The organism is Microbacterium sp. GXF7504, from assembly GCF_054798235.1.
On the sequence record NZ_JBSJZI010000002.1, the window covers coordinates 464119 to 478537 of the forward strand.

Consider the following 14419-nt stretch of genomic DNA (forward strand, 5'->3'; position numbering starts at 1 on the left):
CCGGTAACCTGCTGGGGTGCCACCGCGTTTCCTCGTCGTACTCGACGCCGACTCCACCCTCATCCGCAACGAGGTCATCGAACTGATCGCCGACGAGGCGGGTCGCGGCCCGGAGGTCGCGGCCGCGACCGAGGCGGCGATGCGCGGCGAGGTCGACTTCGCGACCAGCCTGCGGTCGCGGGTGGAGGCCCTCCGCGGGGTGCCGGTGACGGCGTTCGAGCAGGTGCTCGCCCGCATCGAGCCGACGCCGGGCGTGCGGGAACTCGCCGCCGCGATCCACCACCGCGGCGGCATCATGGCCGTCGTCTCCGGCGGCTTCCACGAGATCCTCGACACCGTGGCGCCGAGCCTCGGGGTGGACGTCTGGCGGGCCAACCGGCTCGAGGTCGCCGACGGCGTCCTCACGGGCCGTGTGGACGGCGGGATCGTGGATGCGGCGGGCAAGGCCGCATCCCTCCGCGGCTGGGCCGAGGAACACGGCGTGCCCAAGCACCTCACCTTCGCGATCGGCGACGGCGCGAACGACCTCGCCATGATGGCGGCGGCCGGTCTCGGACTCGCGTTCAACGCGAAGCCCGCGGTGCGGGCGCAGGCAGACCTGGTGATCGGCGAGGTCGACCTCGCGCAGGTGATCCCGCTCCTGCCCTGACCGGGCTGCGCCTCCGCCGTGGTGCCGCGGGGCTCAGTGCCCCATGCCGAGGCCGCCGTCGACGGGGATGACCGCGCCGGAGATGTAGCCGGCATCGTCCGAGGCGAGCCACGCGACCACGCCCGCGACCTCGTCCGGCGTCGCGAAGCGGCCGGCGGGGATGTTCTTCTTGTACTCGGCCTGCAGCTCGTCCGACAGCTCCGAGGTCATGTCGGTCTCGATGAACCCGGGGGCCACCACGTTCGCGGTGATCCCGCGGCCGCCGAGCTCGCGCGTGAGCGAGCGGGCGAAGCCGACGAGCGCCGCCTTCGAGCTCGCGTAGTTGATCTGCCCGGGCGAGCCGTAGAGGCCGACGACGCTGGAGATGAGGATGACACGGCCCCAGCGCCCCTTCAGGAGGCCCTTCGCGGCGCGCTTGACGACGCGGAAGGAGCCGCCGAGGTTCGTCGCGACGACGTCGTCGAAGTCGGACTCGCTCATGCGCAGCAGCAGCGTGTCCTTCGTGATCCCGGCGTTCGCGACCACGATCTGCACCGGGCCGAGCTTCTCCTCGACCTCGGTGAACGCGGCGTCGACGGATGCGGCGTCGGTGACGTCGGCGCGGACCGTCAACGTGCCCTCGGGGCCCTCGCCGGAGCGCGCGGTGACCGCGACCTTGTAGCCCTGCGAGACGAAGCGCTCGGCGATGGCGCGGCCGATGCCGCGGTTGCCGCCGGTGACGAGGACGACGCGATCGGTGGACATGCAGCACTCCCTGGGTCAGCCGGTGGGGTCGACGTGTCAGCCTAGCGGTCGTCGGCACCGCCGCGTCGTGTTGACACCGTCCGCCGCGCGCTGGGAGCCTGAGACACACACGACCAGAAGGGCCTCCATGAGCGACCAGACCCCCGAGAACCCCGTTCCGCCGCAGACGCCGCCGCCGGCCTACCCGGCCGCACCGCCCGCCGCCGGGTCCTACCCGCCCCCGCCCGCGGCGCCGGCGTACGGCGCACCGCAGCAGGGGTACGCCCCACAGCCCGGGTACACCCCGTACCCTGAGCAGCCCAAGACGAACACCCTCGCGATCGTGTCGCTCATCGCGTCGCTGGCGGGCGTGATCGTCGTCGCGTTCGTCGGCCAGATCGTCGGCATCATCACCGGCCACATGGCGCTCAGCCAGATCAAACAGCGGGGCGAGAACGGCCGCGGCCTCGCCCTCGCCGGTGTGATCATCGGCTACGTCTCGCTCGCGCTGTACATCGTGCTCGCGATCGTCTTCATCGGGATCTTCGTCGCGTTCGTGAACAGCGGCGCGTACTACGAGTTCGACTACTCCTGAGCATCCCTCGGGACAGGGCTGTCACGGTGCCTCCGGGCGTAGGCTGGAGGCACCGTGAAGCCCCCGTCCGCACCCCAGTCCGCCACGTCGCTGCCCCGCGCACCGCGTGAGGACGCGCACGCCCGCTCCACCAAGTACCTCGTCATGATGGCGGTGCGCATCCTGTGCTTCGCGCTCATGGTGCTGATCACCCCCTACGGCTGGTACACGTGGGTGTTCGCGGCCGGCGCCGTGCTGCTGCCGTACATCGCCGTCGTGGTCGCCAACGTCGGGCAGGACCTCCGTGCGACCACCGCCGTCGCACCCGAACGCGCCCTCCCGGACGCACCCCCGGCCGCCGAGACGCCCGCTGCCGACCCCACCTCGCGACCGACCGTCATCCGCATCGCGGAGACCACGCCGCCCGCCGACCCCGATGCGGGTTCCGGCTCCGACGAGCCGGGCGCAGGCACCGGACGATGACCGTCGAGGAGACGGTGGTCTGCTCGAGGGCGGGCTGCCGGGATGCGGCGGTGTGGGCCGTGCAGTGGCGGAACCCCCGCATCCATGCCGCCGACCGGCGGAAGACCTGGGCCGCGTGCGACGCGCACGTCGCCTTCCTGCGCGACTACCTCACGACCCGTTCCTTCCCGGTGCAGGTCCTCCCGCTGTCCGAGATCGGAGACCGAGCCCGGTGACCGCCCGTCAGTCCCCCGCCCGCCGCTGGACCGCGTACATCCTCGTCGCGGTGGTGTTCGCCGTCGCCTGCGGGTTCCTCTCGCACTGGCAGTTCAGCCGCAACGCCGACCGCGCCGCGCAGCTCGCGCTCGTCGAGGCCAACTACGACGCGGCGCCCATCGCACTGGATGCGGCCGTGACCGGGCTCGAGGACTTCGACCCCGCATACGAGTGGCATCCGGTCGAGCTGCACGGCGAATACCTGCTCGATGAGCAGCTCGTCGTCCGGAACCGCCCGCACGGCGGCACCTCGGCCTTCGAGGTGCTTACCCCGTTCCGGCTCGACGACGGCCGCATCCTCGTCGTGAACCGCGGCTGGGTCGAGGCCGCGGAGAGCGGCGACGGCCCCGTGACGATCCCGTCCCCCGCCGGTGGCGCGCAGACGGTCGTCGTGCGGCTCCGTCAGGGCGAGCCGCTCCCGTCGTCCGGCCGCAGCGCGCCGGAAGGACAGGTGCCGACCATCAACGTCCCGCTCATCGCCGACACGGTGGGCGGCGAGACGGTCCGGTCGGTCTACGGGATCATGGTCTCGGAGGACCCCGCAGCGACCGAGCTCCCCAACCGGCTGGACTCCCCCTCGGACGACCCGGGCCCCTTCCTCAGCTACGCCGTCCAGTGGATCCTGTTCGCCGTGATGGGCTTCGTGTTCATCTGGTACGTCATCCGGTCAGAGCGCCGTGCCCGGCTCGAGGATGCGGAGGACGAGGCGGCCGGGATCCCGGCCGCGCCGACGGTCGCCGACGTCGCGGCCGACGCCGAGCCGGTGCGTGCACCGAAGCGTCGGCGGACCCGCCGCCCGGACCGCGACATGCAGGACGAGGACGCGCTGCTCGATCGCGCGGACCGCTGAGGAGACGCCCTCGGGTGCGGGCGCATCCGCGTCGGGCGGAGGTTCAGGCGAGCTCGACGAGGTCCGCGTAGTCGCGGCCCCAGATGTCCTCGACGCCGTCCGGCAGGATGAGCACACGCTCGGGGTTCAGCGCCTCGACGGCGCCGGCGTCGTGCGAGACCAGCACGACCGCGCCCTCGTAGTGGGCGAGCGCCCCGAGGATCTCCTCGCGCGACGCGGGGTCGAGGTTGTTCGTCGGCTCGTCGAGCAGGAGCATGTTCGCGCTCGAGACGACGAGGGTCGCGAGCGAGAGCCGCGTCTTCTCACCACCGGAGAGGACGCCGGCGGGCTTCAGCACATCGTCGCCGACGAACAGGAACGAGCCGAGCACCTTGCGGGCCTCGGTCGCGGTGATGTCCGGCGCGGCCGACATCATGTTGTCCAGGACGGAGCGGTCGACGTCGAGGTTCTCGTGCTCCTGCGCGTAGTAGCCGATCTTCAGGCCGTGGCCGGGCTCGATGATGCCGGTGTCCGGCTTGTCGACGCCCGCCAGCATCCGCAGCAGCGTCGTCTTGCCGGCACCGTTCAGCCCGAGCACCACGACGCGGGAGCCGCGGTCGATCGCGAGGTCGACGTCGGTGAAGATCTCGAGCGACCCGTAGGACTTCGACAGGCCGCGCGCCATGAGCGGGGTCTTGCCGCAGGGAGCCGGCTTCGGGAACCGCAGCTTCGCGACCCGCTCCTCCTGGCGCACCTCGTCGAGCCCGGCGAGCATCTTCTCCGCCCGGGCCACCATCTGGTGCGCCGCGGCGGCCTTGGACGCCTTCGCACCGAACCGCGCGGCCTGCAGCTGCAGCGCGGCCGCCTTCTTCTCGACGTTGACGCGCTCCTTCTTGCGCCGCTCCTCGTCGGCCGCCCGCTGCCGCAGGTAGTTCTTCCAGTTCATGTTGTAGATGTCGATGACCTGGCGATTGGCGTCGAGGTAGAAGACGCGGTTGACCGTCTCGCCGACCAGTTCGATGTCGTGGCTGATGACGATGAGCCCGCCCTTGTACCCCTTGAGGAACTCGCGCAGCCACACCACGCTGTCCGCGTCGAGGTGGTTCGTCGGTTCGTCGAGGATCATCGTGTCGGCATCCGAGAAGAGGATGCGGGCGAGCTCGATGCGACGGCGCTGACCACCCGACAGGGTCTTCAGCGGCTGGTCGAGGATGCGGTCGGGAAGCGACAGGTTGTGCGCGATCGAGGCGGCCTCCGCCTCGGCCGCGTAGCCGCCCAGGGCCTCGAACCGTTCGGTGAGCGAGCCGTAGCGTCGCATGGCCTTCGCCGCGACCGCCGCGTCGTCGTCCCCCATCGCGAGGGATGCCTCCTGCATCCCGATCGCGAGCGTGCCGAGGCCGCGCGCATCGAGGATGCGGGTACGGGCGAGCATCTCGGGGTCGCCGGTGCGCGGGTCCTGCGGGAGGTAGCCGAGCTCGCCGGAGCGCTCGACGGCGCCTTCGGCGGGCAGCAGGTCGCCGGCCAGCACCTTCGTGAGCGTGGTCTTGCCTGCGCCGTTCCGGCCCACCAGGCCCACCTTGTCGCCGCGGCCGACGCGGAAGTCGACTCCGGACATGAGCACGCGGGCACCCACGCGGATCTCGAGATCGTGCACGGCGAGCACAGCGGACGTCCGTTCGTCTTGGTGGATTGGTGGATGCGGCGACCAGGGCCGACCCCTCATTCTAGGAGGTGTCGTGTCCACACCGGACCGTGCCGATCGATCGAAGGAGCCCGTGCATGTCCGCACCCGCCGTGGTGACGCCCCGTCGCGTCCTGGCCGATGTCCTCCCCCGCCCCACCGAACGCGGCCGCGCACTCGCGCTCGACGCCGCGCTGGTGGTGTCCGGCGCCGCGCTCGTGGCGGTCCTCGCGCAAGTCGAGGTGCCGCTGTGGCCGGTGCCCATCACGGGGCAGACCCTCGGGGTCATCGTCGTCGGCGCGGCCCTCGGCGCGCGTCGTGGTGGGGCGGCCCTGCTCACCTACCTGCTCGCGGGCCTCGCCGGGCTCCCCGTGTTCGCCGGCTTCACGGGGTCGGTCGCCGCGCTCGCGAAGCCGAGCTTCGGGTTCGTGATCGGCTTCGTGTTCGCGGCGTTCGTCGCGGGCTGGGTCGCCGAGCGCGCGTGGGACCGTCGTCCCGGGCTCGCGTTCGCGGGGTTCGCGGCGGCGAGCGTCGTGCCGTTCCTCTTCGGCGTGCCCTACCTCGCGTTCATCCTCAACGTGGTCGGCGGCGCCGGCCTCGACTTCGGCGCGATCCTCGCGGTGGGCGTCACGCCGTTCATCGTCGGCGGGATCGTGAAGGCGGCGATCGCCGCGGCGGTCATCCCCGGCGCCTGGGCGCTCGTGCGTCGTGTGGAGCGCCCCCGCGACTGATCCGCATCCCGTCCGAAGGACCCCGTGGCCGTGCGCCCCGGGGTCCTTCGCGTCCGCCCGTGCCTGCGTGCACAACCGCGTCTCGTGCGGACACAACCGCGTTTCGCGCGGACACACCCGCGTTTCGCGCGGACACAACTGCGGAGATCATGCCCGACACGCCGCATCCGGACCCGGACCGCACGGCGTGTCGCGCACCGACTCCGCAGTTGTGCACGCACCGACACCGCCCCACGCACGGCGGATGCGGCGCCCGACCGCGCAAGCGCCCCGCACCCGCCGCGGACACAACCGCGTTTCGCGCGAACACAACTGCGGAGATCATGCCCGACACGCCGCATCCGGACCGGATCGCACGGCGTGTCGCACACCGACTCCGCAGTTGTGCACGCACCGACACCGCCCCACGCACGGCGCCCCGAACGCGGAAGGGCCCCGGGATCTCGATCCCGGGGCCCTGGTGGTCGCGGCGGTCAGCCCTTCGCGACGGCGGTGGCCTTCGCGAGCTGCTCGACGATCGAGGGCAGGCTCCACGGGATGGACAGCGCCGTCGGCGAGATGCCGTTGACGTTCTCGGCGCCGACGATCGCACCCACGGCGCCTGCGGCGACCGCCGGGATCAGGCGGGTGCGGCTGGAGGTGAGGAAGGTCTCGAGCGCCTGCTCGTCCTCGACCTGCGTGAAGATCACCTCGGCGTCGATGCTGTCGAGGTTCTCGGCGCTCACGGTCGTGTAGAACGTCGACTCCCCCGTGTCGAGCTCGGTGACCGCATCCGCCGTCACGAACCCGAGGTCCTCGAGGATCTCCACCCGCGGGTCGGCGGGCAGGTAGAGGTAGAACGTGTCGACGTCGTCGGCCGCGTAGGCGATCGTCGTGCCCTCGAACTCGGGATGCTCCGCCGCGGCGTCCGCGATGAGCGCGTCGAGGTCGTCGAGCACCGTCGCGGCCTCCTCGGTCCGTCCGAGCGCGAGGCCGGTGTCGGTGATGACGTCGCGCCACGGCGTCGCCCAGAGCGCCTCCTCCGGCGCGATCACCGGGATGCCGGCGCCGGAGACCGCGTCGTACTCCTCCTCCGTGAGCCCGGAGTAGGGCGCGATGAGCACGTCGACGTCGGCCGCGAGCAGCTCCTCGACGGACAGCTCGTAGCTGGAGTTGTCCAGGATGACCGGCTCCTCGCCGCCGAGCTCCTCAATGGCATCCTCGACCCACGGCGCGATGCGGTCCTCGCCCCCGCCGTAGTCGTCCGAGGGGATGGCGACGGGCACGATCCCGAGGGCCAGCACGGCGTCCGTGGCGCCCCAGCCCCAGGTCGCGACCCGCTCGGGCGCCGCCTCGAGCGTCGTCTCGCCGTACATGTGCTCGAACGTGACGGGGAAGCCCTCGGTGGAGCCGCCGGCCCCGTCCGTCTCGGACTCTGCGGTGCCGGCGCAGCCGGTGAGGGCGAGCGCGCCGACCGCGACGAGCGCCGCGGCGCCGCGCCAACGGGTGATTGCGGACATCGGTGTGTTCCTTTCGGTGGGATCAGCCCACGTCCGCGGCGCTGTGGGCGCCGCCGGGGACGGGGATGATGAGGGGGGTCTGGGTGAGGGGATCGGGCATGACGACCGCGTCGAGGCCGAACGCCTCGGCGACGACCTCCCGGTCGAGCACCGCCGAGGGGTCGCCCTGCGCCACGATGCGGCCGTCGCACATGACGATGAGTTCGTCCGCGTAGCGCGCCGCGAGGTTCAGCTCGTGGAGCACCGCGACCACGGTCGTCCCGTCCGTGCGGTTGAGCTCGCGCAGCAGGTCCAGCACCTCGATCTGGTGGCTGAGGTCGAGGTACGTCGTCGGCTCGTCGAGGAGCAGGATGCGGGGCTCCTGCGCGAGCGCCATGGCGATCCAGACGCGCTGTCGCTGCCCGCCCGACAGGTCGCCCACGGCGCGGTCTGCGAGGGCGGCGACCCCGGTGCGGGCCATGGCCGCGTCCACCCGTTCCGTGTCGGTGTCGCCCCAGCGCTGAAAGACGCCGCGGTGGGGGTGCCGGCCGCGTGAGACGAGCTCCGCCACCGTGAGCCCGTCGGGTGCCGTCGGCTGCTGCGGGAGGAGGCCCACCTGCTGGGCGAAACGACGCCGCGGCAGCGTGGCGATGTCCACGTCGTCGAGCGTGATCCGCCCGGCCGCCGGGGCGTTCACGCGGGCGAGGGCGCTCAGCAGCGTCGACTTGCCGCACGCGTTCGCGCCGATGATCATCGTGACCGCACCGGGGGTGAAGGTCACGTCCAGGCCTTCGATGACGGTGCGACCGGGATAGCCGACCGACAGGCCGTGCGCCCGGAGGACGGGGGCGGAGCGGTCCACGGTCATAGCTGTCGTCCCTTCGACGTGGTGAGCACCCAGAGGAGGAACACGGCGCCGAGCGCGCCGGTCACGACGCCCACGGGCAGCGAGAACCCCGGGAGGGCGTACTGGGCGATGAGGTCGGCGCCGACGAGCAGCACCGCGCCGACGGCGGCGCTGGTGCCGAGCGCGACGGCACCGTTCCCCGCCAGCGGCCGCGCGATCGCGGGCGCGCAGAGCGCGACGAACGAGATCGGCCCGACGAAGGCGCAGGTCACGGCGGTGAGCAGGACGGCGGTGAGGATGGCGGTGAGCCGGACGGTCCGAGGCCGGACGCCGAGCGAGACGGCGGTCTCGGCCCCCATCTGGTGGAGCGGCAGCCAGCGGGCGCACGCGACGACCGCCGGCACCGTCAGGACGGCGACGACCGCGACGACCGCGACGTTCCACCACGGGGTGGAGGCGAGGCTGCCGGTGAGCCAGACGAGCGCGTTCTGCGCGAGTTCGACCTGGGCGCGCACCATGAGGAAGCTCGTCACCGATGTGCACAGGAACGCGACGCCGATGCCGGCCAGCACGAGTCGGTAGCCGCCGTCGGAACGGTGGCGCCCGGCCAGGAGGAGGAAGCCGGCTACGACGAGCCCGCCGGCGAAGGCGATGAGTGCGAGCGCCGGCCCGCCGACCCCCAGCACCAGCAGACCGAACACGGCCGCCGCACCGCTCCCGCCGCTGATGCCGAGGAGGTCGGGGCTGGCGAGCGGGTTGCGCAGCAGGGCCTGCAGGAGCGCTCCGGCGATCCCGAGGCAGACCCCGACGAGCACGCCCATGAGCACGCGCGGCGCCCGCACCTGGCCCACGACGTAGGCCTCCAGCCGGGTGCCGCCGCCCCACAGGGTGCGCCACAGGTCCGGCGGGGCGATGGGGTACTCCCCCACGGACAGCGCGACCGCCGCGACGAGCACCAGCGCGGCGACGGATGCGGTGAGCACGAGCGCCCGACGTCGCCGCACCCGCATCCGTACCGCGCGCACCGACACCGGGACCGACCGTCCCACGGTCCGGACGCCCGCGCTCACAGTGCCACCTGCTTCCGACGCAGCACGATCGCGATGAGCATCGGCGCACCGAGGAACGCGACGACCAGGCCCGCCTGCACCTCGCCGGGCAGCGCGATCACGCGCCCGACGACGTCGGCGAGCACGAGCAGCGCCGCGCCGAGCGGTGCTGCGACGAGCATGAGGTCACGGTGGGTGCCGCCGAGCACGCCGCGGACGAGGTGCGGGACGGCGAGGCCGATGAACACGATCGGTCCGGCGATCGCGGTGGCGGCGCCGCTCAGCAGCACGGTCGCCACGATCCCGAGCGCACGGGTGCGGCCGACGTGGTGGCCGAGCGCAGAGGCCGTCCGGTCGCCGAGCGCGAGCAGGTCGAGGCCGCGCGCGCACGCGAGCGCGAGGACGAGGCCGACGACGATCGGGAGCAGCACGAGGGCGACGGTGTCGAGGCCGCGGGCGGTGAGACCGCCCACCTGCCAGTAGCGGAAGACGTCGAACGCCCGGACGGAGGTCACCAGGATGAGGGTGGTGACGGCCGTGAGCCCCGCGGTGACCGCCGCACCCGTGAGGGCGAGCTTCGCGGGGTTGCCGCCGTCGGGGCCCCGGGCGCCGACGAGGGCCACGATCGTCGCGGACACCGCGGCGCCGAGGAAGGCGAACCAGACGAACCCGGAGGCGCGGGTGATCCCGAACACGGTGATGGCGGTGAGGACGGCGACGGACGCGCCCGCGTTGATCCCGAACAGGCCGGGGTCGGCGAGCGGGTTGCGGGTGAGGCCCTGCATCAGGGTGCCGGCGACCGCGAGCGATGCACCGGCGAGGATCCCGATCACCGTTCGGGGCAGCCGCTGGTCGAGAACGACCACGGCGTCGTTGCCCGCGGCGTCGGGGTGCACGAGCGCCTCCCAGACGGTTCCCACCGGGATCGGGCGGGCGCCGACGGTGAAGCCGAGCCAGACCGCCACGAGGAGCAGGACGACGGACAGGAGCAGGGCGGTCACGACGCGGCGTCGTCGCGCCGGCGTGTTCATTCCGTGCGCTCGGCCTGGCCGGCGCGCCAGTACCCCATGAACGCCACGCGTCGGCGATCGACGCCGCGCTCGGAGACGAGCAGCCGGCGCAGCGCCTTGATCGTGGCGGCCTCCCCCGCCATCCAGGCGTAGAACTCGCCCTCGGCGTCGTCGGGGCTCTCCCACAGCAGCTCGCGATCGACGTCGATGTCGGCGACCTCCTGCGGGCGGGGCGCGGCAGCACGCGCGAGGAGGGCGCCCGACGCGTCGGTCCAGGCCGTGACGGCCTCGCGCAGCGCGTCGCCGTGTGCGCGGTCGCCCCGCGCGAGCCAGGTGACGCGCGCCGACGCGGGTGCGTCGATCGTGAGGGCGTCCTCGGCCGTGGGCACCTCCACGAAGACGTCCACGTCGTGGGCGTCGTCGAGGGACTCGAGGATGCCCGCGATCGCGGGCGCCGCGGTCTCGTCGCCGACGAGCAGGATGCGCGTCGCGGTGCCCGGGTGGAAGTCGACGCCGCCCGCGGGCAGTGTGCTGCGGCGGTCCGGGCCGACGACGACGAGACGCTGCCCCATCGCCGCCTGCGCGGCCCAGGTGCCGGCGGGACCGGCGTCGTGGTGCACGACGAAGTCGACGTCGAGCTCGGCACGCTCCGGGCGGAGCCCGCGGACCGTGTAGGTGCGGAACGGGTTGCGTGCGGCCGTCGGCAATGCCCGCCAGCGGTCGTACCAGTCCCCCGCACCGTCGTCCTGGCCGATGTCGGAGAACGAACCGTCCGGATGCGGGAGCAGCACCTTGATGCGCTGGTCACCGCCCGCGGCGCCGAAGTGCTCGACCTCGGGTCCGGTGAACGTCACCCGGACGAAGCTCGGCGAGAGCCGACGCACCCCGACGACGGTCGCGACGTACGGTCGGTAGGCGGGCCGGACAGTGGTGGCGGAAACGAGCACACTTTAGGGTAGCCTCACCTACCTGGATGGTCCAGCCCGTCCACAGGGTCAGGATGCGGCGAACGCGCCGATCCGTTCGATCGCCTCGGTGAGCACCTCCGGCGAGCATCCGACGTTCACGCGGACGTGCCCGGCCCCCTGCGGACCGAAGGCCGGGCCGTGGTGCAGGGCGACCTTCGCGCCGCGCAGGATCGCGGGCACCGGATCGTCGCCCCACCCGTACGCGGACACGTCGACCCAGGCGAGATAGCCCGCATCCGGGATCCGGAACCGTGCGGCGGGCAGCTGGACGGCCAGCAGGTCGGCGAGGAGACGGTGGTTCTGCGCGATCGCCGCCTGGGCACGGTCGAGCCAGTCGTCGCTCTCCGGTGAGAACGCGGCGACGCCGGCCAGCGCGCCGAAGAGCCCGGTGCGCCACTCGACCTCGTCGGGCAGGGCACGCAGCACACCGCCGGTGGCGGGGTCGGCGGCGATCATGAGCGCGCACTTCAGACCGGCCAGGTTGAACGCCTTGCTCGCCGAGGTGACCGCGAACCCGATGCGCGCCGCGGTCGGCGAGGCGGCGAGGAACGGCGTGATGCCCGAGTCGGGGGCGGCGAGCGGTGCGTGGATCTCGTCGCTGACGACCACGGCGTCGTACGCGGCGGCGATCTCCGCGAGTCGTGCGAGCGTCTCCCGGGAATGCACCGTACCGGTCGGGTTGTGCGGGTTGCACAGCAGCATCGCCCGGGCTCCCCCGCGGAACGCCGCCTCGATGCCGTCCAGGTCCAGGGCGAAGCCGCCCGCATCCTCGATGAGCGGCACCGACTCGACCACGGCGCCGGCCTCGGGGATGCAGTCGAAGAACGGCGGGTAGACCGGCGGGGTCACGACCACGCGGTCACCCGGCGACGTGACTCGGCGGAGGATCTCCACGACGCCCATGATGACGTCCCCCGTCGACCTGATCACGGTGCCGGAGACGTCCCAGCCGAACCGGCGGGCGGCGAACCCGGTGTACGCGGCCCGCAGCCCCGGATCCGCCGGCGTGTACCCGGTGTCGCCGAGGGCGACGGCGGTCGCGAGCGCCTCGGTGATCGCCGGCGCGAGCGGGAAGTCGGTCTCCGCGACGAACAGCGGCAGGACGTCCTCGGGGTACGCCCGCCACTTCACGCTCCGCCGACGACGGAGCTCGTCCAGGGGTAGTGCGCGCAGCGGTTCGATGCTCATCCGAAGAGGTTATCGGGGCGTCGGTGTGCGCAGGAACGTGCCGAGCCCGTGCTCGTCGTACACCCCGAGGACGAGGGTGCCGTCGGCGAACGTGGCCGACGAACGGCTGCCGGCGCCGCCGTTCTCCCCGGGCGGCTGGAACGCGAAGACATCGCCGTCCCAGTGTTCGAGCGGGAGCACACCGGTGGGCCCGAGCCGCAGGACCAGCCCGTCGTCCTCGAGTGTGACGCGCGCCGTGCCGTAGAACTCGTTGACGTAGTCGCCGGTGTACGAGGACAGCTCGGCCGGTGCAGCGGGGTCTGCCGGGACGTCCGCGCCGGCCAGGTCGCCGGCGGGCGCGTTCACGGCGGCCATCGCCTCGCCGTACAGCGTCAGCCAGTCGCCGCGCACGGCGCCGAACTGGGCGATGTCCGTGAACCGGTGGGCGACGGCCTCCGCGACACCGTTCGCGCGTCCGTTCGTGAGCACGACGATGCCGAGGTCCGCGCCGGGGAGGAGGGTGAAGGTCGTGCCGGCGCCCAGCAGGAACGCGCCGGAATGGTTCACGTCCACGAGACCCCCGGGATCGGCGGAGACGTTGTACCCGTACCCGTAGAAGCTGCCCCGCGCCGCCGCGGAGACCGGCACGGTGGTGGGGATCTGCGCAGAGATCGCGGGGACGAGCGCGTCGTCCGTGAGGAAGTCGCCCGGATCGAGGACCATCCGCATCCACGCGGCGAGGTCCGTCACGGAGGAGCTCACCCCGCCGGCGGGCGCCTGCGCGTCCGGTTGGCGCTGCTGCGGCGAGACGATCCAGCCGCCCGCCGTCGGGACGTGCCCGAGTGCACGGTTGCCGCGCTCGGTGAGGTCCACGAAACGCGAGCTCGTCGAGGTCATGCCGAGCGGGGCGTACAGCAGCCGCTCGGAGAGCTCCTCCCACGACGTGCCCGCCGCGCGTGCGACGGACTCGGCGGCGGCGGTGATGTCGTAGTTGGCGTAGGCGTACGTCGTGCGGAACGGCGCGAGCGGGACGTACCGGAGCCGCTCGAGGATCGTCGCACGGTCGTAGCCGAGGTCCTCGAGGTCGTCGCCCGCGTGCTCGTAGAGCCCGGACCGGTGGGCGTACATGTCGCCGATCGTGACGTGCGCGGTCGCCCACGGGTCGGAGAGCGCGAACCCGGGGAGGTTGTCGACGACGGGGGTGTCCCAGGTCACGAGGCCCTCGTCGATGGCGCGGGCGACGACCGTGGCGCCGATCGACTTCGACACCGACGCGAGCGGGAAGACGGTGTCCGCGTCGACTGCTGCGCCGGAGTCGACGTCGCGGACGCCGAAGCCCTCGGCGAAGATCGTCTCCCCCTCGTGGACGACCGCCACGGCGACACCGGGCACACCGGTCTGCGCGATCGCCTCGTCGACGGATGCGGGAAGGTCCTCGACGGCCCGCCGCACCTGCTCGGCCGTCACCTGGACGACCGCATCCTCATTCGGATTCGACGCGGGCGCGGCGTAGCGCTCCGGTTCGGCCCCCGCGCAGCCCGCGATCACGATGCCGAGCGCGCACACGACGGCCACGGCCCCCCAGCGATGTCCCATCGCGCCAGCCTAGGGCTGCCGCGGAGGCCACGACGAATCGGGTCAGATCGCGAAGCCGAGCGCGCGCATCATGTCGCGCCCGTCGTCCGTGATGCGCTCCGGGCCCCACGGCGGCATCCACACCCAGTTGATGCGGAACCGGTCCACGACGTTGTCCAGCGCCTGCGCGGTCTGCTCCTCGAGGACGTCGGTGAGCGGGCACCCCGCGGACGTGAGGGTCATGTGGATGACCAGCGCGTCGTTCTCGTCGTCCCACGCGAGGTCGTAGATGAGGCCGAGGTCGACGACGTTGATCCCGAGCTCGGGGTCCATGACGTCCTTGAGCGCCTCGGTGACCTCGTCGTACTTCTCCGGGGTGAGGGTGGCAGCCATGCCGGGA

16 protein-coding genes are annotated in these 14419 nt (G+C 72.6%); 6 read left to right on the top strand and 10 right to left on the bottom strand.

Annotation, left to right across the window (positions count from 1 at the left end; all coding sequences use genetic code 11):
* Window positions 1–16: 16 nt before the first annotated feature.
* Complete coding sequence (serB, locus tag ACWAUO_RS06310) at window positions 17–649, top strand: phosphoserine phosphatase SerB (RefSeq protein WP_460773983.1); 633 nt, start codon at window positions 17–19, stop codon at window positions 647–649.
* Between the two features lie 33 nt (window positions 650–682).
* On the opposite strand, the gene ACWAUO_RS06315 is transcribed toward serB, so the two are convergent.
* Window positions 683–1393: a beta-ketoacyl-ACP reductase gene (locus ACWAUO_RS06315; RefSeq protein WP_460773985.1), complete on the bottom strand. Its 711-nt coding sequence runs from the start codon at window positions 1391–1393 to the stop codon at window positions 683–685.
* A 127-nt stretch (window positions 1394–1520) separates the two neighbouring features.
* On the opposite strand from ACWAUO_RS06315, the gene ACWAUO_RS06320 reads away from it, so the two are divergent.
* Genes ACWAUO_RS06320 through ACWAUO_RS06335 form a run of 4 tightly spaced genes read left to right on the top strand, consistent with a single transcriptional unit; the run spans window position 1521 to window position 3534 of the window.
* A complete protein-coding gene (locus tag ACWAUO_RS06320) occupies window positions 1521–1967 on the top strand; it encodes a DUF4190 domain-containing protein (RefSeq protein WP_460773987.1) in 447 nt (148 codons plus the stop codon).
* A gap of 54 nt (window positions 1968–2021) precedes the next feature.
* A complete protein-coding gene (locus tag ACWAUO_RS06325; RefSeq protein ID WP_460773988.1) occupies window positions 2022–2429 on the top strand; it encodes a DUF3099 domain-containing protein in 408 nt (135 codons plus the stop codon).
* A complete protein-coding gene (locus ACWAUO_RS06330; protein WP_460773989.1) occupies window positions 2426–2644 on the top strand; it encodes a hypothetical protein in 219 nt (72 codons plus the stop codon). The genes ACWAUO_RS06325 and ACWAUO_RS06330 overlap by 4 nt, the downstream gene beginning before the upstream one ends.
* Window positions 2641–3534 carry an SURF1 family cytochrome oxidase biogenesis protein gene (locus ACWAUO_RS06335; RefSeq protein WP_460773991.1) on the top strand — a complete coding sequence of 298 codons (894 nt, stop codon included), beginning with the start codon at window positions 2641–2643 and terminating at the stop codon, window positions 3532–3534. The genes ACWAUO_RS06330 and ACWAUO_RS06335 overlap by 4 nt, the downstream gene beginning before the upstream one ends.
* 43 nt (window positions 3535–3577) lie before the next feature.
* Here ACWAUO_RS06335 and ACWAUO_RS06340 read toward each other — a convergent pair whose 3' ends face one another.
* Window positions 3578–5176, bottom strand: coding sequence for an ABC-F family ATP-binding cassette domain-containing protein (locus ACWAUO_RS06340; protein WP_460773992.1), 1599 nt, complete (start codon window positions 5174–5176; stop codon window positions 3578–3580).
* 116 nt (window positions 5177–5292) lie between these two features.
* On the opposite strand from ACWAUO_RS06340, the gene ACWAUO_RS06345 reads away from it, so the two are divergent.
* Entirely contained in the window at window positions 5293–5925 is a 633-nt protein-coding gene (locus ACWAUO_RS06345) for a biotin transporter BioY (RefSeq protein ID WP_460773993.1), read from the top strand.
* Between the two features lie 473 nt (window positions 5926–6398).
* Here ACWAUO_RS06345 and ACWAUO_RS06350 read toward each other — a convergent pair whose 3' ends face one another.
* The 8 genes from ACWAUO_RS06350 to ACWAUO_RS06385 are packed head-to-tail and all read right to left on the bottom strand — an operon-like array spanning window position 6399 to window position 14412.
* On the bottom strand, window positions 6399–7424 hold the full coding sequence (locus ACWAUO_RS06350) for an ABC transporter substrate-binding protein (protein WP_460773995.1): 1026 nt from the start codon (window positions 7422–7424) through the stop codon (window positions 6399–6401).
* A 22-nt stretch (window positions 7425–7446) separates the two neighbouring features.
* A complete protein-coding gene (locus tag ACWAUO_RS06355) occupies window positions 7447–8271 on the bottom strand; it encodes an ABC transporter ATP-binding protein (RefSeq protein ID WP_460773996.1) in 825 nt (274 codons plus the stop codon).
* Window positions 8268–9320 carry a FecCD family ABC transporter permease gene (locus ACWAUO_RS06360; protein ID WP_460773998.1) on the bottom strand — a complete coding sequence of 351 codons (1053 nt, stop codon included), beginning with the start codon at window positions 9318–9320 and terminating at the stop codon, window positions 8268–8270. The genes ACWAUO_RS06355 and ACWAUO_RS06360 overlap by 4 nt, the downstream gene beginning before the upstream one ends.
* Window positions 9317–10300, bottom strand: coding sequence for a FecCD family ABC transporter permease (locus ACWAUO_RS06365; protein ID WP_460773999.1), 984 nt, complete (start codon window positions 10298–10300; stop codon window positions 9317–9319). Before ACWAUO_RS06365 ends, ACWAUO_RS06360 begins: the two co-directional genes overlap by 4 nt.
* A 26-nt stretch (window positions 10301–10326) precedes the next feature.
* Window positions 10327–11256, bottom strand: a complete 930-nt coding sequence (locus ACWAUO_RS06370; RefSeq protein ID WP_460774002.1) for a siderophore-interacting protein — start codon at window positions 11254–11256, stop codon at window positions 10327–10329.
* A gap of 48 nt (window positions 11257–11304) precedes the next feature.
* The gene (locus tag ACWAUO_RS06375) at window positions 11305–12465 is read right to left on the bottom strand and encodes a MalY/PatB family protein (RefSeq protein WP_460774003.1); all 1161 of its coding nucleotides are present in this window, start codon (window positions 12463–12465) and stop codon (window positions 11305–11307) included.
* A 9-nt stretch (window positions 12466–12474) separates the two neighbouring features.
* Window positions 12475–14040, bottom strand: a complete 1566-nt coding sequence (locus ACWAUO_RS06380; RefSeq protein ID WP_460774005.1) for a serine hydrolase — start codon at window positions 14038–14040, stop codon at window positions 12475–12477.
* A gap of 42 nt (window positions 14041–14082) precedes the next feature.
* A complete protein-coding gene (locus ACWAUO_RS06385; RefSeq protein WP_460774006.1) occupies window positions 14083–14412 on the bottom strand; it encodes a metal-sulfur cluster assembly factor in 330 nt (109 codons plus the stop codon).
* Window positions 14413–14419 lie beyond the last annotated feature (7 nt).

Excerpts from the sequence above, each read along its gene's own strand:
- ACWAUO_RS06315 (WP_460773985.1), bottom strand. The coding sequence starts at position 1,393 with ATGTCCACCGATCGCGTCGTCCTCGTCACCGGCGGCAACCGCGGCATC.
- ACWAUO_RS06320 (WP_460773987.1), top strand. The coding sequence starts at position 1,521 with ATGAGCGACCAGACCCCCGAGAACCCCGTTCCGCCGCAGACGCCGCCG.
- ACWAUO_RS06330 (WP_460773989.1), top strand. The coding sequence starts at position 2,426 with ATGACCGTCGAGGAGACGGTGGTCTGCTCGAGGGCGGGCTGCCGGGAT.
- ACWAUO_RS06345 (WP_460773993.1), top strand. The coding sequence starts at position 5,293 with ATGTCCGCACCCGCCGTGGTGACGCCCCGTCGCGTCCTGGCCGATGTC.
- ACWAUO_RS06350 (WP_460773995.1), bottom strand. The coding sequence starts at position 7,424 with ATGTCCGCAATCACCCGTTGGCGCGGCGCCGCGGCGCTCGTCGCGGTC.
- ACWAUO_RS06355 (WP_460773996.1), bottom strand. The coding sequence starts at position 8,271 with ATGACCGTGGACCGCTCCGCCCCCGTCCTCCGGGCGCACGGCCTGTCG.
- ACWAUO_RS06375 (WP_460774003.1), bottom strand. The coding sequence starts at position 12,465 with ATGAGCATCGAACCGCTGCGCGCACTACCCCTGGACGAGCTCCGTCGT.
- ACWAUO_RS06380 (WP_460774005.1), bottom strand. The coding sequence starts at position 14,040 with ATGGGACATCGCTGGGGGGCCGTGGCCGTCGTGTGCGCGCTCGGCATC.
- ACWAUO_RS06385 (WP_460774006.1), bottom strand. The coding sequence starts at position 14,412 with ATGGCTGCCACCCTCACCCCGGAGAAGTACGACGAGGTCACCGAGGCG.